The 24211-nt window shown below is 54.2% G+C and carries 21 protein-coding genes; 13 read left to right on the top strand and 8 right to left on the bottom strand.

Going from position 1 to position 24211, the window contains the following annotated elements:
- Positions 1–90: 90 nt before the first annotated feature.
- The 5 genes from recQ to ACXUPB_RS18175 all read right to left on the bottom strand — a co-directional run bounded on the left by recQ (position 91) and on the right by ACXUPB_RS18175 (position 6210).
- Positions 91–1920 (bottom strand): DNA helicase RecQ, encoded by a 1830-nt coding sequence (gene recQ / locus ACXUPB_RS18195; RefSeq protein ID WP_472953803.1) that lies wholly within the window; start codon positions 1918–1920, stop codon positions 91–93.
- A gap of 62 nt (positions 1921–1982) precedes the next feature.
- Positions 1983–2825 (bottom strand): carbohydrate ABC transporter permease, encoded by an 843-nt coding sequence (locus ACXUPB_RS18190; protein ID WP_472953802.1) that lies wholly within the window; start codon positions 2823–2825, stop codon positions 1983–1985.
- Positions 2822–3706, bottom strand: a complete 885-nt coding sequence (locus tag ACXUPB_RS18185; protein ID WP_335596719.1) for a carbohydrate ABC transporter permease — start codon at positions 3704–3706, stop codon at positions 2822–2824. The genes ACXUPB_RS18190 and ACXUPB_RS18185 overlap by 4 nt, the downstream gene beginning before the upstream one ends.
- A gap of 63 nt (positions 3707–3769) precedes the next feature.
- Positions 3770–5050, bottom strand: coding sequence for an ABC transporter substrate-binding protein (locus tag ACXUPB_RS18180; protein WP_472953800.1), 1281 nt, complete (start codon positions 5048–5050; stop codon positions 3770–3772).
- Positions 5051–5079: 29 nt separating this feature from the next.
- Complete coding sequence (locus ACXUPB_RS18175; RefSeq protein WP_472953798.1) at positions 5080–6210, bottom strand: ABC transporter ATP-binding protein; 1131 nt, start codon at positions 6208–6210, stop codon at positions 5080–5082.
- Positions 6211–6652: 442 nt separating this feature from the next.
- Here ACXUPB_RS18175 and ACXUPB_RS18170 point away from each other — a divergent pair, with 442 nt between their 5' ends.
- Genes ACXUPB_RS18170 through ACXUPB_RS18135 form a run of 8 tightly spaced genes read left to right on the top strand, consistent with a single transcriptional unit; the run spans position 6653 to position 14140 of the window.
- Positions 6653–7936, top strand: a complete 1284-nt coding sequence (locus ACXUPB_RS18170) for a hydroxymethylglutaryl-CoA reductase, degradative (protein WP_472953797.1) — start codon at positions 6653–6655, stop codon at positions 7934–7936.
- The gene (locus ACXUPB_RS18165; protein ID WP_472953796.1) at positions 7936–8886 is read left to right on the top strand and encodes a hydroxymethylglutaryl-CoA lyase; all 951 of its coding nucleotides are present in this window, start codon (positions 7936–7938) and stop codon (positions 8884–8886) included. The genes ACXUPB_RS18170 and ACXUPB_RS18165 overlap by 1 nt, the downstream gene beginning before the upstream one ends.
- Complete coding sequence (locus ACXUPB_RS18160; protein WP_472953794.1) at positions 8883–10112, top strand: CaiB/BaiF CoA transferase family protein; 1230 nt, start codon at positions 8883–8885, stop codon at positions 10110–10112. The genes ACXUPB_RS18165 and ACXUPB_RS18160 overlap by 4 nt, the downstream gene beginning before the upstream one ends.
- Positions 10113–10159: 47 nt before the next feature.
- Positions 10160–11311: a C4-dicarboxylate TRAP transporter substrate-binding protein gene (locus ACXUPB_RS18155; RefSeq protein WP_035561292.1), complete on the top strand. Its 1152-nt coding sequence runs from the start codon at positions 10160–10162 to the stop codon at positions 11309–11311.
- 49 nt (positions 11312–11360) lie between these two features.
- Positions 11361–11816 carry an FAS1-like dehydratase domain-containing protein gene (locus ACXUPB_RS18150; protein WP_035561296.1) on the top strand — a complete coding sequence of 152 codons (456 nt, stop codon included), beginning with the start codon at positions 11361–11363 and terminating at the stop codon, positions 11814–11816.
- Positions 11817–11821: 5 nt separating this feature from the next.
- Positions 11822–12223 carry a hotdog family protein gene (locus tag ACXUPB_RS18145; protein WP_035561299.1) on the top strand — a complete coding sequence of 134 codons (402 nt, stop codon included), beginning with the start codon at positions 11822–11824 and terminating at the stop codon, positions 12221–12223.
- A gap of 38 nt (positions 12224–12261) precedes the next feature.
- Positions 12262–12840 carry a TRAP transporter small permease gene (locus ACXUPB_RS18140; protein ID WP_472953792.1) on the top strand — a complete coding sequence of 193 codons (579 nt, stop codon included), beginning with the start codon at positions 12262–12264 and terminating at the stop codon, positions 12838–12840.
- A complete protein-coding gene (locus tag ACXUPB_RS18135) occupies positions 12833–14140 on the top strand; it encodes a TRAP transporter large permease (protein WP_472953790.1) in 1308 nt (435 codons plus the stop codon). Before ACXUPB_RS18140 ends, ACXUPB_RS18135 begins: the two co-directional genes overlap by 8 nt.
- 240 nt (positions 14141–14380) lie before the next feature.
- On the opposite strand, the gene ACXUPB_RS18130 is transcribed toward ACXUPB_RS18135, so the two are convergent.
- From ACXUPB_RS18130 to ACXUPB_RS18120, 3 genes are all read right to left on the bottom strand, one after another.
- Complete coding sequence (locus ACXUPB_RS18130) at positions 14381–15763, bottom strand: aminotransferase-like domain-containing protein (protein ID WP_246362284.1); 1383 nt, start codon at positions 15761–15763, stop codon at positions 14381–14383.
- Between the two features lie 303 nt (positions 15764–16066).
- Positions 16067–16279: an ATP-binding cassette domain-containing protein gene (locus ACXUPB_RS18125; RefSeq protein ID WP_472953788.1), complete on the bottom strand. Its 213-nt coding sequence runs from the start codon at positions 16277–16279 to the stop codon at positions 16067–16069.
- Between the two features lie 113 nt (positions 16280–16392).
- Complete coding sequence (locus ACXUPB_RS18120) at positions 16393–17817, bottom strand: sigma-54 interaction domain-containing protein (RefSeq protein ID WP_472953787.1); 1425 nt, start codon at positions 17815–17817, stop codon at positions 16393–16395.
- Positions 17818–18037: 220 nt separating this feature from the next.
- On the opposite strand from ACXUPB_RS18120, the gene speB reads away from it, so the two are divergent.
- The 5 genes from speB to ACXUPB_RS18095 all read left to right on the top strand — a co-directional run bounded on the left by speB (position 18038) and on the right by ACXUPB_RS18095 (position 24210).
- A complete protein-coding gene (speB, locus tag ACXUPB_RS18115) occupies positions 18038–18988 on the top strand; it encodes an agmatinase (protein ID WP_035561314.1) in 951 nt (316 codons plus the stop codon).
- A 139-nt stretch (positions 18989–19127) separates the two neighbouring features.
- The gene (locus tag ACXUPB_RS18110) at positions 19128–20510 is read left to right on the top strand and encodes a YjiH family protein (protein WP_035561317.1); all 1383 of its coding nucleotides are present in this window, start codon (positions 19128–19130) and stop codon (positions 20508–20510) included.
- A gap of 10 nt (positions 20511–20520) precedes the next feature.
- A complete protein-coding gene (locus tag ACXUPB_RS18105; protein WP_035561320.1) occupies positions 20521–22179 on the top strand; it encodes a 5-guanidino-2-oxopentanoate decarboxylase in 1659 nt (552 codons plus the stop codon).
- Positions 22169–23479 carry a purine-cytosine permease family protein gene (locus ACXUPB_RS18100; RefSeq protein WP_035561323.1) on the top strand — a complete coding sequence of 437 codons (1311 nt, stop codon included), beginning with the start codon at positions 22169–22171 and terminating at the stop codon, positions 23477–23479. Before ACXUPB_RS18105 ends, ACXUPB_RS18100 begins: the two co-directional genes overlap by 11 nt.
- Positions 23476–24210: an MBL fold metallo-hydrolase gene (locus ACXUPB_RS18095; protein ID WP_035561326.1), complete on the top strand. Its 735-nt coding sequence runs from the start codon at positions 23476–23478 to the stop codon at positions 24208–24210. The genes ACXUPB_RS18100 and ACXUPB_RS18095 overlap by 4 nt, the downstream gene beginning before the upstream one ends.
- Position 24211 lies beyond the last annotated feature (1 nt).

Genomic DNA, 24211 nt, shown 5'->3' with positions numbered 1-24211 from the left:
GCGCCAAGTGAGCGATTTTGAAAATAACGATCATTTGAGCCTTTCTAATTCTCGCTCGTAAGAACCACTGCACCCACTGATTCAGCTGTTTTACTCAGCTCCCTGATGCGCTTGGATAACGGCCAGGAATTCTTCGCCGTAATCCGCCAACTTGCGCGCGCCGATACCGGAGATCGCACCCAGTGCCTCTAAGCTCTGGGGGTTCTGCTCGACCATTTCAGCCAGGGTGGCGTCGTGGAAGATCACATAGGCTGGTACGCCCTGGACTTCGGCCAGTTCCCGGCGGTGCTGACGCAGGGCTTCCCACAGCGGGCCGTGGCCCTGGGGCGCAGAGGCGCCTTTGCTTCCTCGGCGGGCGGTTTTGGCTTTGCTGGGTTTGTTGCTTGGCTTGCGCAGAGTTAGGGTCTGCTCGCCGCGCAGCACCGGCTTGGCATTGGCAGTAAGCTTGATGCCGCCGTGGCCCTCCATATCCACGCTTAAAAAGCCGCTGGCAATCAGCTGGCGAAAGAGCGCTTTCCATTCGCTGGCCGAAAGGTCTTTGCCTATACCGTAGGTGCTAATTCTGTCGTGGCCAAAGCGGGTGATGCGCTCGTTGCTTTTGCCTAGCAGCACATCCACCAGGTAGGTCACGCCGAAGCGCTGCTCGGTGCGGTAGACACAGGAGAGCGCCTTTTGCGCCGCCACGGTGGCCTCCCAGGTCTCGGGTGGGGTCAGGCAGTTATCGCAGTTGCCGCAGGGGGCGTCCAGATGATCGCCAAAGTAATGCAACAGCGCCTGGCGGCGGCAGCTGATGATCTCACACAACCCCAGCATGGCATCTAGCTTCTGCTGTTCGATGCGCTTTTGCTGGTCAGCGGCGCTGGAGTCCTGCTGCATTTGGCGCAGCGTGATTACGTCCTGAAGGCCGTAGGCCATCCAGGCATCGGCAGGCAGACCGTCACGCCCGGCGCGGCCGGTCTCCTGGTAGTAGGCTTCGATGCTCTTGGGCAGGTTAAGGTGGGCAACAAAACGCACGTCCGGCTTGTCGATGCCCATGCCAAAGGCGATGGTGGCCACGACGACCACGCCATCTTCACGCAGAAAGCGCGTCTGGTGGTGCTGGCGCTGCTCGGGGGGAAGCCCCGCGTGGTAGGGCAGTGCCGTTAGCCCCTGGCGTTCCAGCCAGGCGGCAGTCTCCTCCACCTTGCGTCGGGAAAGGCAGTAGACGATACCTGCCTCGCCGTCGTGGTGCTCACGGATAAAGCGCAGCAGCTGCTCCTTGGCGTTACCCTGATTCTCGGCGATATGGTAGCGAATGTTGGGCCGGTCAAAGCCGCTGTTGTAAAGCGCCGCTTCCTGAAGCTGCAGATGCTCCATGATGTCGTGCCGGGTGGGCACATCGGCGGTGGCGGTGAGGGCGATGCGTGGCACCTGGGGGAAACGCTGATGCAGATGGGAAAGCTGGCGATACTCCGGGCGGAAATCGTGGCCCCACTGGGAGACGCAGTGGGCTTCATCAATAGCGAACAGAGCGATCTGATTCTGCTCCAAAAGCATCTGCATACGCGGCGTAGCCAGCCGCTCGGGCGCGATATATAAAAGGTCCAGCTCGCCCGCCCGCAGGCGGTTCTCTACCTCGACCGCCTCGTGATAATCGAGGCTGGAGTTGAGGTAAGCCGCCCTAACCCCGTTCTGTTCCAGTGCCGCTACCTGGTCCTGCATCAGCGCGATCAGCGGCGAGACCACAATCGCGGTGCCGTCGCGCAGTAGCGCTGGGATCTGATAGCACAGCGACTTGCCACCGCCGGTGGGCATCAATACCAGCGCATCGCCCCCGGCGATGACATGCTCGATGATGGCCTGCTGCGGGCCTCGAAAGCTGTCGTAGCCAAATACCTCCTGCAGTACCTTGAGGGCTGCCGGGTGAGGGTCGCCGTGCATCGATGCTCTCCTTATCGCGTGCTTGAGGGAGAATTGTCGCACGAAAACTCAAAGGATTTTGCCTAGCGAATCCCAGCGCGCAGAAACGACTGAACGAACTGACGTTGGAATAGCAGGAAAGCCACTAGCAGGGGCGCGATACTGAGCAACGTTGCGGCGCTCACAGTCGCCCAGTTGACGCCGGTTTCCGGCGCGGAAAAGACGCCTAACCCGACCGTGAGCGGGCGGCTCTCTACCGAGTTGGTGACCACTAATGGCCAGATGAAGTTGTTCCAGTGGTGACTGATCGAGACCAGCCCGTAAGCCAAATAGGTAGGCTTGGCTAGCGGTACGTAGACCTTCCACAAAATTTCCAGCCAGTTGCAGCCTTCGATGCGTGCAGCATCTTCCAGCTCTCGGGGAATGGTTTTAAACGTTTGGCGAAGCAGAAAAATACCCAAAGCGCTGGCCACGTAAGGTAAGCCAATCCCGGTGATGGTGTTGATCAGCCCCAGCTCACTGGCGATGCGGTAGTTCTCGACAATCAGCACTTCGGGGAACACAAAGAGCTGAATTAGCACCAGCATAAACAGAACGTTTTTGCCGGGAATCGGAAAGCGCGCAAAGGCAAATGCCGCCAGGGTACAGATCACAAACTGACCGATCACCACCCCTGTCACCAGCGCAAAGGTGTTCAGGTAGTAGCGGGCAAAGGGCGCATGAGACCAGGCGTTAGTGAAGTTCTCCAGTGTCAGCGGGGCGAAGAGCTCAAAGTTCACCATAAATTCGCTGGGGTGGAAGGCGGCCCAAAAGGCATACAGCAGCGGAAAAATCCAAATAATCGCCAGTAGCCACGCGGCCACGGTTTCCAGCGCTGGAATTGAGAAGAAACGGGAGCGGGGCGCATAGGTCGTGGTGGTATTCATTGATAGTGCGTCCTGCGATCTAACATCGTGAACTTAAGCGTGGCCACTACCGCGAGCACCAGCAGAATAACCACCGTAATGGTGGCGGCCGTGGTGCGGTCAAAGAACGAGAACGCATTCTCGTAGACGTAATAAAGCAGCAGGTTGGTGGCGTTGTTGGGCCCGCCCTTGGTCAAGATAAACAGGTGATCCACGACCCGCACCGAGTTAATCAGCGCGTTGATCAGCACAAACAGCGTGGTGGGCATGAGTAGCGGAAAGGTGACACGCCAAAAGAAGCTCCAGCGGCTAGTGCCTTCTAAGTCAGCCGCCTCTTTTAACTCGGGTGGCATACTCTGAAGCGCCGCCAGGTAGAAAATCATAAAGAAGCCGGCTTCTTTCCACACCGACATCACGATCACCGAGCTTAACGCAACGCTTGGATCACCCAGCCAGTTAACGCCGGAAAAGCCCAGCATGCCGAGCAGTTTATTGAATAGGCCAATCTGCGGCGCGTAGAAAAACATCCAGATATTGGCCGCGGCAATCATGGGTAGAATCGTCGGCGTAAAGTAGGCCATGCGCACAAAGCCCCGCCCGCGAAGCTTGCCATTGACGAACAGCGCCATACCCAAGGCCAGCGCGATGGACGTAGGAATCGTACCGACGGCGTAAATTAAGTTGTTACGCGCTACTTTCCAAAACGTCGGGTCATCGAACAACACCTGATAATTTTCAAGGCCTACGAATTCAGTGGGTGCACCGCGAAAACCGGGTAAAAACAGGCTGTTAATGACCGTTGTCACGGTTGGTAAATAAGCAAACGTCGTCAGCAGTAGCGCAGCGGGCAGCAGCAGAAGCGCGCCGTAGAGCTGCATTTTGCGGTGGTTGGTGAATGACATAGAGACGTACCGCACGTTGGAAAAGCCGGGGCATGCCCCGGCAAACAGTGAAATGCCTAACGATTAGCGGGCGTAGCGGCGTAACACGCTGTCGGCTTCTTGCTGGGCTTGGCTAAGCGCTTCTTCTGATGACATCTGGCCTGTTAATGCAGCTTGCACGGCGTTATCCAAAGCACGGCGAATGCGGCCACCCTGGTAGGTGGAAAGCTCCGCCGTGCCGTGTTCAAGCTGGTCGCGGGCGACCGCTGCTGGCGCGAACTCTTCCACGTAGCTTTGCAGCGCGTCGGTCTCATAAGCGGCGGGGCTAACGCCCATATAGCCCGTCTCAATTGACCAAGCTGCTGCGCGCTCGGGGTCTGTCATCCAGCGAATGAAGGTCATCGCCGCGCGCTGTTCTTCTTCAGTGGCGTCTTCAAAAATGTAGAAATTGCCGCCGCCGGTGGGGCTGCCGCGCTGGGTTTTCATCGGCAGCATGGCGACGCCAAAATCAAAATTGGCTTCGCTGCGTACCGCGGTTAGGTTGCCCGTGGTGTGCCACATCATTGCCGTGGACTCTTCAAGGAAGTTCTGGCGCAGGGTGCCCCACTCGATGGTGCCGTCGGGCATGGCATTGTGCTCGGTGGCCAGTGACACCCAGTACTCCAGCGCTTCAACCGCTGCGGGGTCGTCAAAGTAGACCTCGGTGCCATCTTCGCTCATTAGCCGATGGCCGTTCTGAAAGGCGAAGGCCTGGAACATCCAGTAGGGGTAGCCAGTAGAGGGCACCATCACACCCCACTGCTCGCCGTTGGAGGCTTCGCGCACGGTAGCGGCCATCTCGGCCATCTCTTCCCAGTTTTCCGGGGGTGTTTCTGGGTCTAGGCCAGCGGCTTCAAAGGCGTCCTTGTTCCAGAACAGTACGATGGTGGAGCGCTGAAAGGGAATGCCGTAGGTTTTGCCATCCAGCTGGCCATTTTCCATCAGCCCTGGGTAGAAGCCATCGAGCCATTCGCGCTCTTCATCGGTTTCGACCAGGTCGTCAAAGGCGACGATGGCATTCTGCTCAATCAGCTCGTACAGGTCGATGGAGAACATGACCGATAGTTGGGGCGTATCACCCGCTTCCATCGCCGACATGGCGCGCACGCGGGTGTCGTCGTAGTTACCGGCGTAGATCGCTTCCACGTTGATATCGGGGTATTCGCTTTCAAACTTTTCCACCAGGTTATCAACGACGTCGGTGAGTGCACCGCCCACCGCGACCGGGTAGTACATGGTCAGATCGACGCTATCCGCGTTTACCTGGGCGGCGCTTAACAAGCCCGCTGCCAGGGCGGTCATTGCAAAAGGGGTACGCAAACGCATAAGAGACTCCGCAAGTGTCAATACTGCTGTCAGTGTTGGAAAGAGCCCACCGCCGGTGGACGAGGAATGCTGCGGATTGGCGGAGCGAAATCGCTTAGTGGCGTATCATCGCGCCGTAGACCGTTAGCATCGAAAAGTTGTATGTTCTTGGACGCCCAATAGAGGCTGCATGGCTGGCCGCTCAATAGCGGTTTGCCGCTTAATCGAACGCGCAGGGTATGCGAGCCCACCTCGACATAGGCAATGGTATCTGCCCCCAAGTACTCTTCACTTACTACCTTGGCGGGTACGCCGGGCGACGACGCTGACCGTAACTCAATATCTTCTGGGCGCACGCCCAAGTGTCCCCCAGCGGCCTCCAATGGGGCTATGGGCGTGCTTGGCTCGCCTTCAATGACGGCGCCAGTCTCACCGGCTATTAGGGGCAGAAGGTTCATGGCGGGGCTGCCAATAAAACTGGCGGCAAAAGCGCTAGCTGGGCGGTTATAAAGCTCGTCTGGAGTGCCGTCCTGCACGATTTTGCCGTGCTGCATCAGAATCACACGATCGCCCATGCTCATGGCTTCCACCTGGTCATGGGTGACGTAAATCACCGTCATATTCAGACGGCTTTGCAGCGCTTTGATTTCCCGGCGCATATCGCTACGCAGCCGGGCGTCCAGGTTGGAGAGCGGCTCGTCCATTAAGCAAATAGGGTGTTCGGAGATAATTGAGCGCGCCAGCGCCACTCTCTGTCGCTGGCCGCCGGAAAGCTGGGCAGGTTTGCGGTCTAGGTAATCGGTTAAATCGACCAGCTCGGCGACCTTGGTCAATCGCTGGCGCTGTTCATCTTTGGGTACTTTGCGGCTGCGCAGGCCAAACACGATATTGTCGGCAACGCTTAAGTGCGGAAACAGGGCATAGGACTGAAACACCATGCTCAGCCCACGGTCGCCGGGCGGCAGCCGCGTGACGTCGCGCTCGCCGATATGAATTTGGCCGTCGCTGGCCTCTTCCAGGCCCGCGATCATACGCAGCGTGGTGGATTTACCACAGCCTGAAGGGCCCAGTAGAATGACAAACTGCCCTGGGGTCACATCAAACGAAATACCATCGACAGCCGCAGAGGCGCCCCAACGTTTAGTGACGCCCTCTAAGCGTATTCGCGATTGATTTGACATAGCACACACATCACCGGCTGTTGGTTGTTATTGGTTCAGCTTGTGTTGAAGGTATTGCCGTTTCATGACACTTACATGGATGGTTTATTACTTTCGCTGTGTCAAGCAGAAAATCATTTGGCGACTTTGGCGTCATATAGCTACCTATTCCTCTGCTTAGCATCCTGCATAACTATTCATATTCAAAACTCTCGTTAGTGCATGCGAAGAGTTTTCTTTCTTTGCCTCTCTCTCGAATAATCAATTAGCCGGATGCACTGATAGTTCTTCATGTCCCGAGACAGAGCAGAGGGCTACCACCCCATTAATTATCGTTTCCTTCATTACTCCTGTCCGTCTTAACTGTACCTTTTTTATGGGTACAGGTGCGGATATGTTAGAAGCCAGTATAAGCGCGAAAGTTAGCGCTTCTAATAACAACACATCCCAAAAGGGGGATATAGTGAGCAATAGTTCCCAACTTCCTGGCTTTCGCAACCTTTCACCGTCAGAGCGTATTGATGTTCTGTCTCAGCATATTGATCTGGATATAGAGGAAGTAGCTCTGCTTCGTGATGACGGCGCGCTTTCAATCGAAATTGCTGATGGCATGATTGAGAACGTGCTCGGTAAGTTTGAGCTACCCCTTGGCTTAGCAAGTAACTTTATGATCAATGGCCGTGATGTACTCGTGCCAATGGTCGTGGAAGAGCCCTCCGTTGTTGCCGCTGCCTCCTATATGGCGAAGCTGGCGCGCCCTGGTGGCGGCTTTCTAACTTCTAGTAGCGCTCCATTAATGCGCGCACAAATTCAAATCGTCGGACTCGGCGATCCCGCCAATGCACGGCTGAGTTTGCTGCGTAATAAGCATCGGCTGATCGATCTGGCCAACACTAAGGATCAACTACTTAACAAACTTGGGGGCGGTTGTCGCGATTTAGAGGTGCATACTTTCATGGAAAGCCCTAGAGGCCCCATGGTAGTGGTGCACTTGGTAGTGGATGTACGTGATGCCATGGGCGCTAACACTGTTAATACAATGGCCGAGGCGGTTGCTCCCTTGATCGAAGAAGTCACCGGCGGCACAGTGCGGCTTCGCATTTTATCTAACTTAGCTGATTTACGTCTGGCGCGGGCGCAGGTGCGCATCGCTCCGGAGTGTTTCGAGACGAGTGAGTTTACAGGTACAGACGTTATAGACCGTATTATTGACGCCTATACCTTCGCGGCGATTGATCCTTATCGAGCGGCCACACATAACAAAGGCATTATGAACGGTATTGACCCGTTGATTCTCGCCACCGGTAACGACTGGCGGGCAGTAGAGGCGGGCGCGCATGCTTATGCGTGCCGCAACGGCCACTATGGCTCGCTTACCACGTGGGAAAAAGACCGGGAAGACCACTTGGTCGGGACGATAGAAATGCCGATGCCTGTAGGGCTGGTAGGTGGGGCGACCAAGACGCATCCACTAGCCAGGCTGGTATTGAAAATTCTAGGTGTTAAAAGTTCACAGGAGCTGGCTGAGATTGCGGTAGCCGTTGGGCTAGCGCAGAACCTTGGCGCTTTACGTGCGCTTGCCACGGAAGGTATTCAGCGCGGTCACATGGCCTTGCATGCGCGGAATATTGCGTTATCTGCGGGGGCTCGGGGTGAGGAGGTGGATCAGCTAGTGCGCCAGATGGTTATGGATCATGATGTGCGCTCCGATCGAGCCGAAGCGCTACTCAACGAGTTGCGTAAATAATGAGTCAACCAGCCGTGCGCCTAATGGAGGTTGGAGCTCGCGATGGGCTGCAGAATGAAACCCAAATATTGCCTCCCAGTATCCGAGCTGCGTTTATTCAGAAGTTGGTCAATGCTGGCTTACGCCATATTGAAGCAGGTGCATTTGTGTCACCACGCTGGGTGCCGCAGATGGCAGAGACTGACGCGGTGCTGAAGGCGTTACCCATTCGCGACGGTGTGACTTATAGCGTTTTGGTTCCCAATGAGCATGGCATGTCGATGGCGATTGAAAATGGTTGCCGCGACGTTGCCATTTTTACTGCGGCTTCGGAGACGTTTAATCGACGCAACATTAACTGTTCCATTGACGAGAGCCTTGCGAGGTTCGAACCGGTGATAGCTGCGGCAAAGGACAACGGAATTCGTGTGCGTGGCTATGTATCGTGCGTTTTGGGTTGTCCCATTGATGGAGCGGTGCCTATTGCCAATGTAGTTCGGGTGTCGAAACGTCTCTATCGCATGGGGTGCTACGAAATAAGTCTTGGCGACACTATAGGCGCTGGTGTGCCCAGCGATGTGCGAAACCTTGTTTCTGCCTGTGCCAAGGAGGTGCCAGTTGAACATCTCGCTGCTCATTTTCACGATACTTGGGGAATGGCAGTCGCGAACTGTTTGGCTGCGCTCGAAGCAGGCGTTCGGGCCTTCGATAGCTCGGTCTCCGGCTTAGGAGGATGCCCCTACTCCCCTGGGGCCACAGGAAATGTCGCCATTGAGGACTTAGTTTATCTATTTGAAGGTATGGGCTTGGCTACCGGTATTGATCTGGAAAGTGTTGTCAGCGCAGGTGATTTCGCGGATCAATATCTGGGCCGCAAAACGGCTTCCCGTGTAGCACGAGCCTGGAAGGCAACGCGTGAGCACGCTAGCAGCCAGTATAACAATACGACAACAAATCTGGAGGACAAATGACGGAAACAACCGGCATGCCGCTAATGGCGAAAGGGGCTCTTAAAGGAGTCATTATCCTTGATCTTACCCGTGTGGTCGCTGGCCCCTATTGCACCATGATGCTCGCTGATATGGGCGCTACTGTTATTAAGATTGAGCATCCTAAAGATCCTGATCTCACACGGGAGTTTCCACCCGCCATAGATGTAGCGAATGAAGCCATTAGTGGTTTCTTTGCTCAATACAATAGAAACAAGATGGCTGTCAGTCTCGATCTCAAGGCAAAGGAAGGGCACGAGCTTTTCCTAGATATGGTGCGCAAGGCTCATATCGTGATTGAAAACTTTCGTCCTGGAACTATGGAGAAGTTAAGGCTGGGTTTTAAAGCGCTTCGTGATATTAATCCGGCCATTGTGATGACCAGTATAAGTGGATTCGGCCAAAAGGGGCCAAATGCTCTCCGCCCTGCATTCGATAGCAGCGCACAGGCTTCGGGCGGGCTGTGGTCTATAAATGGCACTGTTGAGGAACCTATGAGAGTAGGCACCGTGTTGGGCGATCTCAGTGCGGGCTTATATGGTGCCATAGGAACGCTAGGCGCACTGCGCGAGGCAGAGCGTTCAGGCCTCGGCCAGCATGTAGATATCTCTCAACAGGATTCCATCATATCGCTGACTGAAAACGCTTTGGTTAACTACACAGCCACCGGCAAAGTCGCAGTGCCCGAGGGAAACGGCCATCCCTTTGTGAAGCCCTATGGACGGTTTGTATGTAAAGACGGCCATGTATTTTTTGGTGCCTATACCGATAAGTTTTGGCGCGAAGCATGCCAAGTGTTTGGCGACCAAGAGCTGATCAAGGATCCAGAGATCGACACCATGGCCAAGCGCTTTGATAACGCCACCTATGAGCGCCGGGTACGGCCCGTGGTGGAGCGTTGGTGTGCTAGCCATACCAAGGCGGAGTTGGAGGAAATGACCGGTACCCGTTTTCCTCTTTCACCCATCAAAACGATTGATGAAGTAGTCGCCGATCCTCACGTGCGTGAACGCGACATGATTATACCGGTGGAATACAAAGGAAAAAGCTTCGAGGTGTTTGGTAATCCAATAAAAATGTCTTTAGGCACCAACGAGAAGGGCGCACAGGCGCCAAGGTCGGGCGAATCTAACGAAGTCGTGTACGAAGGCTGGTTAGGCCGCTCTAAAAAGGAAATCTCATTACTACGTGAGAACGGGGTAATTTGATTTTTTGATACTGAAATTTCAAATAACAAATCCAACAAGGTGACAATATGAATATCAAATCCATGGCAAGCTTGGTCATGTCTGGAACTCTTGTGTTTTGCGGTCTAGCTTCTAACGTTGAAGCACGGACACTTCGTTATGCGATCGGTCATCCGCCGAGTTCTTCTGTAGTGGACGTGACCAAAAAATACGCAGACGAAGTCGAAGCGCTATCTGATAGTGAGCTCAGCGTTCGCATTTTCCCTATGTCTCTGTTGAATTTCGCAGAAACGTCTGGAGGCGTACGTGATGGTATGGCTGATATTGGCTTTGTTTTGACGTCCTATTTCCCATCAGAATATCCGCACAGCAATATGGCCGTTGAGGCGTCTATGTTGGTCGGTTTGTTGGGCGAGAAAGCGCAAGGCCGGGAAGGAATGATCTTTATGGGCGCGCTATCTGAGTTCACTTTTTTTAATTGCCCAGAATGTAGCCAAGAGTTTAGTGCGCAGAATCAAGTCTATACCGGTAGCACAGGCGGCACTTCCTACGGGTTAGTCTGTAATGAACCGGTTGAAACTGAAGCGGATCTAAAAGGTATGCGTCTGCGTGTGGGTGCTTCCAACTGGTCACGCTGGGCTGAGTCGGTGGGTGCATCTCCCGTTACTATGTCGGCTAATGAGATGTTTGAGGCACTCGGCCAGGGTGTGGTTTCGTGTATCGTACTTGCCTCCCCAGAGATCCATAATTTCGGCCTCACTGATGTAGTAACCGACATTAATATGGACGTACCTGGCGGCCCAATGCCCATCGCTGGCACTAATATCAATGCCGATACCTGGAAAAGCTTAAGCCTGGAGCAGCGCGAAGTAATGCTACGTGCTGCAAGTGTGTTCTCTGCTGGGGTTCCTTGGATTTATCACCAGCAAGAAGATCGTATTTTGTCCGAGGCCAAGCAAAGAGGCGTGGCGATCCACCATGCTGATCAAGCTCTAATCGACAAGACTCAAGCGTTTATCCGAGACGACATGCAGCACATCGCTGAGGGTTACCGCACGCGTTATGGTGTCGAGAATGGTGAGGAAATGATCGCGAACTTCCAGGGGCTACTGGAGAAGTGGACCGATTTAGTGCAGAACGTGGAAACTGAGCAGGAGCTGGCTGATCTCTACTGGGAAGAGATTTTCTCCAAAGTCGATGTAGAGAAACACGGTCTATGAGACCAGAGCTGGGCACATTGAGCCCAGCTCTCTCGATTAGGAGGAAGTCATGAATCTTCTTACAGATGAGCTCCGGGCACTCATTGGCACGGAGCTAGCGCCATTCGAGTTCGAAGTTACTCGGAATGATATCAAGAAATATGCTGTTGCCACTGGTCAGCGCCAACGTCGTTATCTTGAGGGTGATGAAGCCCCTTTGCTGTTTCTTTTCAGCGCCATGATGCCGGTTATTCCTTTAAGTGAGCTGCTGCCTGATGGGCGCCAACCGGATAGCTCACTGATCCCTGAATTACCGCTCAAGCGCATTATGGCGGGAGGTAGTGACTACCAAATCTATCGGCGTGCCTACGCGGGGGACGTACTGGTCTGCACCCAAAAACTAACGGATCTCTACGAAAAACAGGGTGGCTCAGGCCCTTTGATTTTCATGGTATTCGAAAACCGCTTTGAAACCAGTGTCGGCGAACCAGTCGTTACAGAATATCTGACACGTATTGCGAGATGAGAACGATGCCTAGTTTCAACATTAGAGAAGGCGGCGCGCTGCCTCGCCGGGATTTCAAGGCAGATACGGTTCAGCTTTTCCTTTATAACGCGGCGATCTGGAACCCCCACCGTATTCACTACGATCTTTCCTATACCCAGGAACATGAGGGGCACCCTCAACTGCTTATTGATGGTCCGCTTCAAGGGGATTGGCTGACTCAAATGGTTGAGGAGTGGCTGGATGGAGAGGGAGAGCTGACTGCTTTTCGTTATAGCAATCGCCAAGCCGCCTATATCGGGGAGGTACTCATTGCTGAGGGCAGGGTCACATCTTGCGATGGCATGGTTGCTGAGCTTTCTCTGTGTCTTACAAAACAGGACGGTATAACTACAACCGTGGCTGTCGCCAATGTTCGGTTCACTTGAGAGTTTAGTGAGCTGTAACAACCTTCAGGAGAACTGTTATGTACCGGCTCGGACGTTGGCTTTCCGGATTAACGAGCGTTACTACGCTGCTAGGTGGCTGTGCCATTGTGCTGATGATGTTGCATATTACTGCAGACGTAATATTACGATATCTATTTTCAGCGCCGCTACCGGGCACGATTACTTATGTTGCTAACTACTACATGATCATTGCTACCTTTGTACCACTCGCTTATGCGGAAAAGCTGAATGCTCATATAACCGTGGAAGTGGTCACAGAGAGACTGCCATTGCGTGTGCAGTATCATTTAGCACATTGGTTGCTACCGCTCAGTGCCGCAGTGTTGATATTAATGACGATAAAGACCTGGGCTGAGGCAATGATTAAGTTTGAAATTAATGCCTCTCTAGTAGAGGGGGGCACCACCATCATCACGTGGCCTGGTTACTTCATGTTGCCCTTGGGGCTGGGCATGCTGGCGCTTGTGATGATCTATAAGTTTGCCATCTATTTGACCGGAGCGTGTAGCGGCCTGGTAGTGAACGATGAAGAACAAGCCATTGCATGGGATGTTCTTCCTGAGATGCAAGAACCTCGAGGAGGATCCCATGAGTGATGTACAGATCGGGCTCTGTGGTCTTGTTGTGCTGTTTGTTTCAATTGCGCTGCGTATTCCCGTAGGGTTGGCATTGATCGGAGTATCGTTTGGCGGTCTTTGGTACCTAATGGGATGGGGGATCGCTTGGGGCTCTCTTGGTTTGATTCCCTATCAGTTCTCCGCCAACTGGGTGCTCAGCTCGGTACCTATGTTCCTCTTGCTTGGCTATATTTGCTACCATGCCCAGCTGACTCAGGGGCTGTTTCGGGCCTCTCGGCTATGGTTATCCCGAGTCCCTGGAGGGTTGGCGGTGGCCTCCATATTTGGCACTACTGGCTTCGCTGCCGTATGCGGTTCATCAGTGGCTTGCTCGGCTGCTATGGGGCGTATCGCTGTACCCGAGATGATCAAGCATCGCTATAACCCAGGATTGGCCACCAGCACTGTAGCTATTGCAGGTACCGTGGGGGCACTGTTACCCCCTTCAATCATCATGATTCTGTACGGTATTATTGCCCAGGAACCGATTACCAAGCTGTTTCTTGGCGGTATTGCCGCCGGCCTGCTCACTGTGCTTGGCTATATCATCGTGGTAATTGTGAGAGTTAAGCTTAACCCTGAGTTAGCTCCGTCACCAAAAGAGTCGGTCTCAATGCAAGAGCGTTTGAAAGCGCTGTGGGAAGTCTGGCCTGTGGTGATGATTATGTTTGGCATCTTTGGAGGCCTATTCAGCGGCCTTTTCACCCCCACCGAGGCAGGGGCTGTAGGTGCATTTCTCGCATGTGTCGTGGCGCTATGTAAGCGCACTTTAACGTGGGATCGTTTGCGTAGCGCTGTCTTGGAAACCCTACTTACTACGGGAACGATTCTCATCATTGCCATGGGGGCTAGCCTGCTTACCCGCTTTCTATCGCTCTCTGGTGCTGGTGACTATCTCTCCTCGATGGTTATTGAGGCTGGCGCTAGCACTTTTATTATCCTATTAATTATTGTGCTGATCTACTTATTATTAGGTATGTTCTTAGAGCCGATCGGAGCCATGCTGCTGACCCTTCCTATTGTTCTACCTATCGTTGACAGCGTAGAACTTAACCTAATCTGGTTCGGCGTAGTGCTTACCAAACTGCTTGAGATAGGGATGGTAACCCCCCCCATAGGTATGAATATCTTTGTGATAAAAAGCGTGGTGGGGAACTTAGTAACTACTGGTGCGATCTTTAAAGGTGTTTTCTGGTTTCTTGTAATGGACGTACTAGTGCTAATTCTTTTGATGAGCTTTCCAGAGATAATACTTTTCTTACCTGAGAAGTTAGGATGATTTATCAACATAAGGCTTGTCATTATTTAAAACTCGTGAGTCCTCCCTGAAAGCATTTTTTATAAGTTTATGTTGGTGTTGAGAGCTGCTGTCTGAATAGGCAGTGGCTCTTATCTTGAGTATTTTATATGGCCGGTGTCTTATTGGTCTTTTCTGTTTGAAGAAAAGGTATATTGCTTTTAAAATTTTGGTTTGATGATGGTTGATAACTTTTAAAACATGATTAATATAAAACCTGGTTCAGAATTTTAAGCTCGCACGAAATGCTGGGTCATCCACATAGGCTACATTTAACCGCGTCCAAGGAACTACATTATTCCGGTCTACCGAAAAAATAGCACCGGGTGCTAGCATAACTCCCTGTTTCATGCAGTGGCGCGTAAGTTCGTTAGCATCTTCTATACCAGGAAATCGAGCCCAAAGGTATAAACTTTGTTCTGGCTTGCAGAAGACTTCCGCCCCGAGTTCTTCTAGAATTTTTAGCGCGACAGCGGTAGCTGTGCGTAGCCGAGCCTGTAACTTGGAAAGATGACGAAGATAGTTCCCTTCACGTAATATGACATCTACTGTACGTTCAGCATATTCTGCCCCAGCGATATGGAGTAACATTTTTATATCTGCCAACTCGGAGATTAGTTTTTCGCTACCGGCGATAAAACCAACCCGCAAAGCCGCTGATACCGACTTGGAGAAGCTTCCCAAATATAGCGTCCTGCCAAGCTGATCAAGCGCTGAGAGCTTGGATGCTGAGCTAAGTTTGAAGTCAGCCATTGCGTCGTTTTCAACTACGATTAAATCGTGGCGTTCTGCTAGGGCTAATATCTGGCGTGCTTTATGCTCAGAAATGTCAGTTCCAGTCGGGTTGTGACACACAGACTGCATGAAAAACAGCGTCGGCCGCTCCTTAATCAGTAAACTGTTTAAATCATCTATATTTGGGCCATCCACCTCGCGACGTACGGGCAGCATGCGCACACCGCTGAGCTGTAACTTCCCAAAAAGTGGGTAATAGCCTGGAGTTTCTACTAGTACAGTCGAACCGGGTTGGGTAAAGCGCCGAATAATCAAATCCATTCCATGGTTTGCACCATAGGTGGTTAAAATCTGCTGTGGTAATGCGTTAATGCCATAGCTAGCTATTTTTTTGCTCAATTGCTCTCGTAAGCTGGCGTTACCGAAGCGGTTGCCATAGCGGAATAGGGAGGTAATGCCACCGCGGACAACTTGGCGATGAAATTTATCCAGGCGCATATCCATAAGCCAGTTGACTGGTGGGAACCCTTCACCCAGATGGGAATGCCCTGGTTCGCGTACAAGTTGTTGGCGCATCATCCAAGTAGTGTCGAGTGCGCGAGTGTAAGGGAGCGGTTGTGTCTCGCAATTTGTTTGTGTAGGCATTGCCATAACAAAAAAACCGCGCCCTTGGCGTGCTTCCACCAAGCCTTGTGCTGCTAAGTAATCGTAGGCCGTAATGACGGTGTTCTTGGAATCGCAGTGCAAACGCATGTGTTCACGTAGGGAAGGAAGCTTATCTCCTTTACGTAAAATGCCTTCAGTGATTTGGCTTGCTATGTCAGATGCGATTCTTTGAGCTCTAGTCTGGCGCTGCATTGATATAGGCAATTTTAGCTCCCACTTTTCGCCTATGTGGTCTCTGGTGTTGAGTATGATGAACACTAGAAGGGGACTATTCCGTGATTTACTCACATGTAGTCACAACCAACATTAAGCTGCAATTATTTTATTGGTCTTATTGCTCACTGTTATCACAGCTAGAATTCTATTCCAACGTTCAGTATAGCGTGTTATGGCGTTAAGTTATAAGAGAGTTTATTACCAAAGCTTCCATAGGGAAATTGACCAATTTCCTAATATGAATGCCGATAAAAAGTACTCAGTAATACTCAAGGCCTGATGAGCAATGACTCAATCGTCGCGCTCACCAATATAGATATGCCCGCCGCTGGCTTCTTCCAAGCCTGCGATCATACGCAGCGTGGTTGATTTGCCGCAGCCCGAAGGGCCTAGCAGAATGACAAATTGCCCAGGCGTGACGTCGAAAGAGATATTATCGACGGCAGCGGACGCGTCCCAACGTTTGGTAACGCGTTCCAGGCGGATACGCGATTGATTTGACATAGCCCACACATCACCGGCTGTTGGTTGTTATTGGTTCAGCTTGTGTTGAAGGTGTTGCCGTTTCATGACACTTACATGGATGCTTTATGACAGCCGCGGTGTCAAGCGGAATATCACTTGGCGACTTTAATGCCATAGCGTTGAAGCCTGCGCACCACGCTGGATTGGCTGATGCCCAGTCGTTCGGCAATGGCGTAGGTGCTGGGGAGTGTGTTGCACAGCTCTTCAAGCGTTTCACGCTCCAGCCGCGCTAGGTACTGCTTGAGGGTTTCCTGGGGCTCGAGTGCTACTGCCGACGCTGCTGGCGAGGCGCTCGGCAAACTGGCTGGTTGCTGCTCGGCGTGAGGGAGTGCGGCGGGCACCTCGATTTGATCGGTGGGGCTGGAAAGCCAGGCTCTTTCTAGCCAATTCTCCAGCTCACGGACGTTACCTGGCCATTCGCTGCCCATCAGGGTCGACCAAACGCGGGTATCAAGGATTTTCTGCCGCCCATAGCGCTGGTTGAGCCGGTTTAAACACGCTTCAACCAGATCGGGGATATCCTCCCGGCGGTCACGTAGTGGCGGCAAGGTCACGGGGATCACGTTGAGGCGGTAGTAAAGATCCAGACGGAAAAGTCCGGCCTCTACTTGCTTGCCCAAATCCTGATTGGTCGCCACAACCAAGCGGAAATTGACCTTGCGTGATCGGGTGTCACCCAGTCGGGTCAAACTGCCGTCCTGAATCACCTTGAGCAGTTTGGTTTGCATTAGTAGCGGCAGCTCGCCTATTTCATCCAAGAACAGCGTGCCGCCCTCGGCCTGCTCCAGCAGTCCCGCCTTACCTTGCCGCGCCGCGCCGCTAAAAGCGCCGGGCTGATAGCCAAACATCTCGGACTCAAACAGATTCTCAGGAATCGCCGCGCAGTTAACGTCAATAAACGGCCCGTCACAGCGCTGGCTCCAGCGGTGTAGCTGTTTGGCAAAGGCGGTTTTACCCACGCCCGATTCACCCAGCATCAGCACATTGGCATCTGAAGGGGCGACCCGCTTGAGCAGTAGCGCAATTTCACGCATGACGCTGCTGCGCACCTGCAGATTATCCAGGGCATCATCCAGCGCCTGCTCTTCCGCATCCGGGGCGGCCTGGCTGCGTTTTAAGTGCTCGCTAAAGCGTTTTTGTAGCAGCGCGTATTCGTCTTGCAGCAGTTGAAGATCGGTTAAGTCTCTGGAACGACTGATAATCCGCTCTAGCTTGTCGTCGACAAACACGGGGTAGGCTTCAGCAATGACCCTGCGGCCTGTTCCGGTGACCTGCATAAGCTGCGCTGGTCGGCGGGTGCGCATCACTTCCATGGTGATGGAGGGCTTGAGCACCCCGGCCGCTTGCAGCTGCTGCACATTGCTGGAGAGCAGCTCTTCTCGTGATACCCCGTAAACCGCTTCGGCCCCTGGGCTAATGTCGACTATTTGCCCATCGCCACTGACGATAAAGAAGTGATCGTTAGCGGTCTCTACAATGGTTTGCAGTACACGTCTGTCTATTTCACTCACTGCCATCGACTCCCTTTAAATAATTCATTTTTGAATTTTTGATTCAAAAATGAATTATTTAAACATCAGATTGATTCATTTTTGCATCGTTTGGCCGGTAATCCCACCACTTTATAGGGATCTACGACTTGGCATGATCTGTGCAACGCCTATAGGAGATAGCTAAGGCCGCAAGTTAGGAAAGCTACACAGGCTAAAGCGTCACAACAAATCCAAGGAGATGTGTATGTCGGAGTTCAACCAGCCGTTGGGCGGCAACACCATGCCGCGCTTTGCAGGCCCCGCCACCATGATGCGCCTGCCTACCCAAGACACCGCTGAAGGTTTAGATGCGGCGTTTATCGGCATTCCCATGGATATTGGTACCTCGAACCGCCCCGGCACCCGTCTTGGGCCCCGCCAGATCCGCGATGAGTCGCGCATGCTGCGCCCCTACAATATGGCAACCCGCGCCGCGCCGTTTGAAAGCCTCCAGGTAGCCGATATCGGCGACGTACCCATCAACACCTTCCACCTGCCGAAAAGCGTCGACATCATCACCGCTTTTTACGACGACGTGCTGAAGCATGACTGCATTCCGATGACGCTGGGCGGCGAGCACACGTTGACGCTGCCGATTCTACGCGCCATTGCCAAAAAGCATGGCCCGGTGGGATTGATTCACATCGATGCCCATGCCGACGTGAACGAGCACATGTTCGGCGAGCCGATTGCTCATGGCACGCCATTTCGACGTGCTCAGGAAGAGGGCTTGTTGGCCCACGGCAAGGTCGTACAAATCGGCCTGCGTGGTACTGGTTACGCTGCTGAGGATTTCGACTGGTGCCGCGATCAAGGTTTCCGTGTGGTGCCCGCCGAGGAGTGCTGGTACCGCTCGCTAGCGCCGCTGATGGCCGAAGTGCGTGAACAGATGGGCGATATTCCGGTGTACATCAGTTTCGATATTGATGGTTTGGACCCCTCCGTTGCTCCCGGCACCGGCACGGTCGAGATGGGTGGCCTAACGTCTACTCAGGGATTGGAAATTGTCCGTGGCGCTTTGGGCCTGAATATTGTCGGCTGTGATCTGGTGGAAGTATCCCCGCCTTACGACCCCAGCGGCAACACCGCGCTGATGGGTGCCACGCTGCTGTATGAAATGCTCTGCGTCCTGCCGGGCGTGAAGCGTGGCGACTAAGCCGCTCTTAAGACAGTTTTGATTTAAAAAGAGCCGACCTGATAAGGCGCTAATAAAAAAGACATATGGCAGGAAGCACTGCTTCCTGCCACGACGCCGCCAGCCCACCTCCAATAATCACTTCCAATAGGTGAACCCTATGTCGAATAGTAACGTTAAGACCGCAGCGCCGACCTCGTCGGGGCCGATCCCCCAGGCGCATTTACTGAAGTTTATAGTGCCCTCTTTAATTGGGGTTTTGCTGTTTCTCGTCCCTTTTAAATTTGGCGATACTATCAATATTGGTATGGGCCTCATGGCGGAGGGGTTGCAAACGCTATTAGGCTCAGCGCTGCCTGCTATCGCGGTAGTCGTGCTTTGTCTTTCAGTGGTAGCCACTGTTTACGCCAAGCTAGCTGACCCTGGCTGGGCCAAAAAAGGCATGTTGCATGAGATGTTTCATGTTGGGCCGCTGTGGTTGGCAATGCGCGCTTTAGGCGCACTGTTTGCTGTGATGACTTATTTCCAGTTTGGGCCTGAGTTCGTCACTGCCTCCTTTACCGGTGGCGTCATGCTCAATGACCTTGCGCCGGTGCTCTTAACCTTCTTCTTCTTTGCCGCGCTGTTGCTACCGTTTCTGGTCGAGTTTGGCTTTATGGAGTTTATCGGCAGCATGGTACGCAAGCCGTTCCGGATAATTTTTAATCTGCCGGGACGCAGCGCCATTGATGCCACTGCCTCATGGATGGGGTCTGGTACCGTTGGGGTGCTCATTACCACGCAGCAGTATGAGCAGGGCTATTACAATGGTCGCGAAGCCTCCGTCATTGCTACCAATTTCTCTGTGGTCTCCATTGCCTTTGCGCTGTTAGTGACCAGCTTCGTCGATATTAACCATCTGTTTGTACAGTTTTACACGACGGTCGTGGTAGCAGGGTTAATCGCTGCGGTCATTGTGCCGCGAATCCCACCGCTATCGCGCAAGTCCAATGATTACTATGAGCCGGTCGGCTGTCAGTTAAACGAAGAACGTACCGAAAAAGTCGGCCTGTTCCGTTATAGCTTGATTCAAGCCACCAATCGCGCCGCTGGCGCTCCCGGGCCTCGCGAGCTAGCACGTTTGGCGCTGCTCAACGTGATGGATATTTTCCTAGGTTTACTACCATTGGTGTTTGCCATTGGCACGGTGGCGCTCATTCTGGCGGAGTTTACCCCGCTGTTTACCTGGCTCTCTTACCCGATGGTGCCGGTGCTGGAGCTGCTGCGTATCCCAGAGGCAGAAGCGGCAGCGCCCGCAACGCTGGTAGGCTTTGCCGATATGTTCCTACCGGCGGTATTAGCGACCAATATTGAAAGCGAACTCACTCGCTTTGTGATTGCCTGTCTCTCCCTAACCCAGCTGATTTACATGTCTGAAATAGGCGCGCTGCTGCTCAAGTCGAAAATCCCCATCAAATTCTGGGAACTGGTGGCAATCTTTCTACTGCGTACCGCGATTACGCTGCCAATCATCGCCTTTATGGCCCATACGTTTTTCTTCTAAGGGGACTTTAATGAGCGTTGAAGAAGCACGTAAACGATCCACAGTGACCTGTGCTGAGCTACTCATTCGGCTGCTACGGGAGACTTACGGGGTGAGCGTTCTGTTCGGCATCCCCGGCGTGCATACGGTAGAGCTTTATCGCGGGCTGGAAGGCAGCGATGTTCAGCATATAACGCCGCGCCATGAGCAGGGCGCGGGGTTTATGGCCGACGGCTATGCCCGTGCCAGCGGCCAACCGGGAGTGTGCCTGATTATCACCGGCCCGGGCATGACCAACATTGCTACCGCTATGGGCCAAGCCCTGGCGGACTCCATCCCCATGCTGGTGATCTCCAGCGTCAACCGTCGCGATACGCTGGGCTTAGGCCAAGGGCGGCTGCACGAGCTGCCCAGCCAACAGCAGATGATCAGCGGCGTGGCGCGGTTTAGCCACACGCTGCTGGACGCCAACACACTGCCCGACGTGTTGGCCCGCGCCTTTGCCATTTTTAACGGGGCGCGTCCAGGCCCGGTGCATATCGAAATCCCTATCGATCTGTTTAATGCCCCAGTGGATGTGCCGGCCAGTTGGCAAGCGCCCACACTTTACCGCGCGGCGCCTGATCCAGAAGGCTTGGCCGAGGCTGCACGCTTGCTAAAAGCGGCGAAGCAGCCTCTGGTGCTATTGGGCGGGGGCTGCGCTTCAGCGCCGGAAGCCGCAAGAGCATTAGTTGAGCAACTGGATGCCCCCACGGTAACAACCATCAACGCCAAGGGGCTGCTTGGCCGTGATCACCCTCTGGACTTAGGCGCCAATGCCGCGCTGCCCGCCGTTCGTGAGCTAGCTGCCAAGGCGGATGTCATTCTGGCGATAGGTACCGAGCTGGGTGAGACTGACTATGACGTCGTTTTTGACGATGGCTTCCACCTCAACGGCACGCTGATTCGTATCGACCTTGATCCCGAGCAGTTGGTACGCAATCAGCGTACAACGCTGGGACTGGTGGGCGATGCCGGGCGCAGCTTGGCGCTTCTGCTTGGTCACTGTCCTGAGCCGCTGAAGCGTCAAGGCATGGAGCGAACCGCCGCAGCGTTGGGCGCGCTTAATTTGGTCAACGACCCTGCCTTTACTGACTTTGTGCCGCTTTATAAAACGTTGGCTGATTATCTCCCCGAGGCGATCCTGGTGGGCGATTCCACCGCACCGGTATATGCCGGTAATCACTTGGTCAGCCAGCCGGCGCCCAGGCGCTACTTCAATGCCTCAACGGGTTACGGCACCTTGGGCTATGGGCTACCGGCGGCGTTGGGTGCCCAGCTGGCACGGCCTGAGCTGCCCGTGGTGGCTCTCGTTGGTGATGGTGGGGTGATGTTTACCCTCTCGGAAATGGCAACCGCCGTAGAAGCGCGCCTGCCGGTGGTGATTGTGCTGTGGCACAACGCCGGCTACGAAGAGATCCGTCGTTATATGGACGCCAACGGTGTGGCCCGCTTAGGCGTGGATATTCAGGCACCCAACTTTCTCACCCTGGCCGAAGGCTTTGGTTGCCCCGGCATACTGGTAGAAAGCCCCGCCGAGTTTGCCGAGGCGCTCGCCAATCGCGAAACGAGCGGGCCTTTACTGATCGAAATTGACGCCGCTGCTTGGCAGAAAAGCCTGATATCAACAGGAGATAACAATGAAGAATAATCATGTGCTCGGCCAAGACACCCTATCTGCCGACGATGTTGAACACAGCCTTGGGCTGCCGGGAACCTTTGCGCTGTGGCTCGGTGCCAATGTGGTGGTCACCACCATCCTGACCGGCATGTTTTTAGTCCCTGATCTGACCTTTCAGCATGCGATGCTGCTGATATTGATTGGTTCGGCGATCGGCATTATCCCGCTGGTATTGATCGGGGTGATGGGCCAGCAAACCGGCATGACCACCATGGTGCTGGCGCGAGGGACTTTTGGCAGAAAAGGCGCTAATTTCCCCGCCTGGGTGAATCTATTGGCGCTGATCGCCTGGAGCTGGATTCAGGCGCTACTCGCCGGCATGAGTCTGGACTACGCCGTGGAAAGCCTGACCGGTTACTCCAACGTGGCGCTGTTTACGGTGCTGTGCGAATCGTTGGTGGTGCTGATCGCGCTTCGCGGACACTTGGGCATTGAAAAGGTCGAGAAAATCGCGGCGCTGTTAATGGTGGGGCTATCGGCGGTGGTGCTTTTTGCGCTCAATCGCCATTACGACCTGCCGAGTATTACCCAGTTAGAGCCGGAAGGTGTACTGGGTGGCGGCGTGATCTTCGATATCGTCGTGGCCACTGCTTTTTCCTGGATACCGCTGGCGGCGGACTACAATCGCCACTGCCGCACACTGAAGGCGGCGGTCGTCGGCACCTGGGGCGGCTATGTGACGGCCACCTTGATTGCCATGGGGTTGGGTGCCACGGTCTCGGCGCTATCCATCGCGGAAGGCATGGAGCAGACCTACGATCCCACGGCCCTGCTGAGTGGTTTCGGGTTTGGGCTGCCAGCGGCGCTGGTGATTTTCTTCTCGGTACTCACCACCAACGTGATGTGTGTTTACAGCGCGACGCTTTCGTTTATGAGCGTGCGTCCCAAGGTGCCGTTCTGGAAACCGGCGTTGATCATTGGCGTGGTGTCAGTGGTAGGCGCGCTGATCCCCGGCATTCTTGACCAGTTCCAGACCTTCCTATTGATTATCGGCAGCGTCTTTATACCGGCCTTTTCCCTGATGATCGTGGATTACTACCTGCTGGGTCGCCAACGCTATACCTCGGCACAATTGATCCAGGCTGAACATAGCCTTCCCGCCTTCAACTGGCTGGCGCTGGGCAGCTACGCGGTCGGCGCGTTACTGGCTTACTACTGGAACTGGGTCGCACCGCTTGATTTTGGCGCGTCGCTGCCGGTTTTCGTGATCACCGGCGCGCTCTATTTTGTGATCAGCAAGGTTGCGCTCGCCAAGCGGGTGCCCGCATGAGCCTTGAGCGCATCAATGCACAGCAGTGGTACCGTACCGACAGCAAGGCGGACGGTATCACCCTGATCGACGAACCGTGGATCAAGCCGTTTTATCGCTGCAATATCTGGCATGTCCAGGGCAGCAAGCGGGGCATGGTCGTGGACTTTGGCTTGGGCGCGGTGCCGCTACGCCAGCACGTGGCGCAGCTTGCCGAGCGTGACCTATTGGCGGTGGCCAGCCACACGCACTTTGACCATATCGGCGCTGCCCACGAGTTTGGCTGTTGCCATGTGCATGCCGCCGAGGAGGACATCCTGGCCTCACCTGACAACACGCGCACCCTGGCTGACCAGTTTCTCAGCGATGACATGTTTGAGGCGCTCCCTGCCAAGCCTTATTCGCACAGCCGCTACCGCATCACGGCACCGCAGCAGGTGTGCCCGCTGGCGGATGGCGAAATACTGGACCTGGGGAACCGTCAGTGGGAGGTGATCCATACCCCTGGTCACTCCCCCGGCGGCATCGCCCTGTGGGAGGCGGCCACCCAGACGCTGATTTCGGGCGATCTGATTTACGATGGCCCGCTCATTGAAGACCTCTGGCACAGCGATCTTACCGACTACGCTGCCAGCATGCGGCGGCTGCGCACGCTGCCCGTCCGCACCGTGCACGGCGGCCATTTCCCCAGCTTTAGCGGCCAGCATCTCACAACGCTCATCGATGATTGGCTTCGCCAACACGAGCTTTAAG

It is taken from the genome of Vreelandella sp. DA03-1M (assembly GCF_055725665.1).
This window is presented reverse-complemented; position numbering and strand designations above follow the sequence as displayed.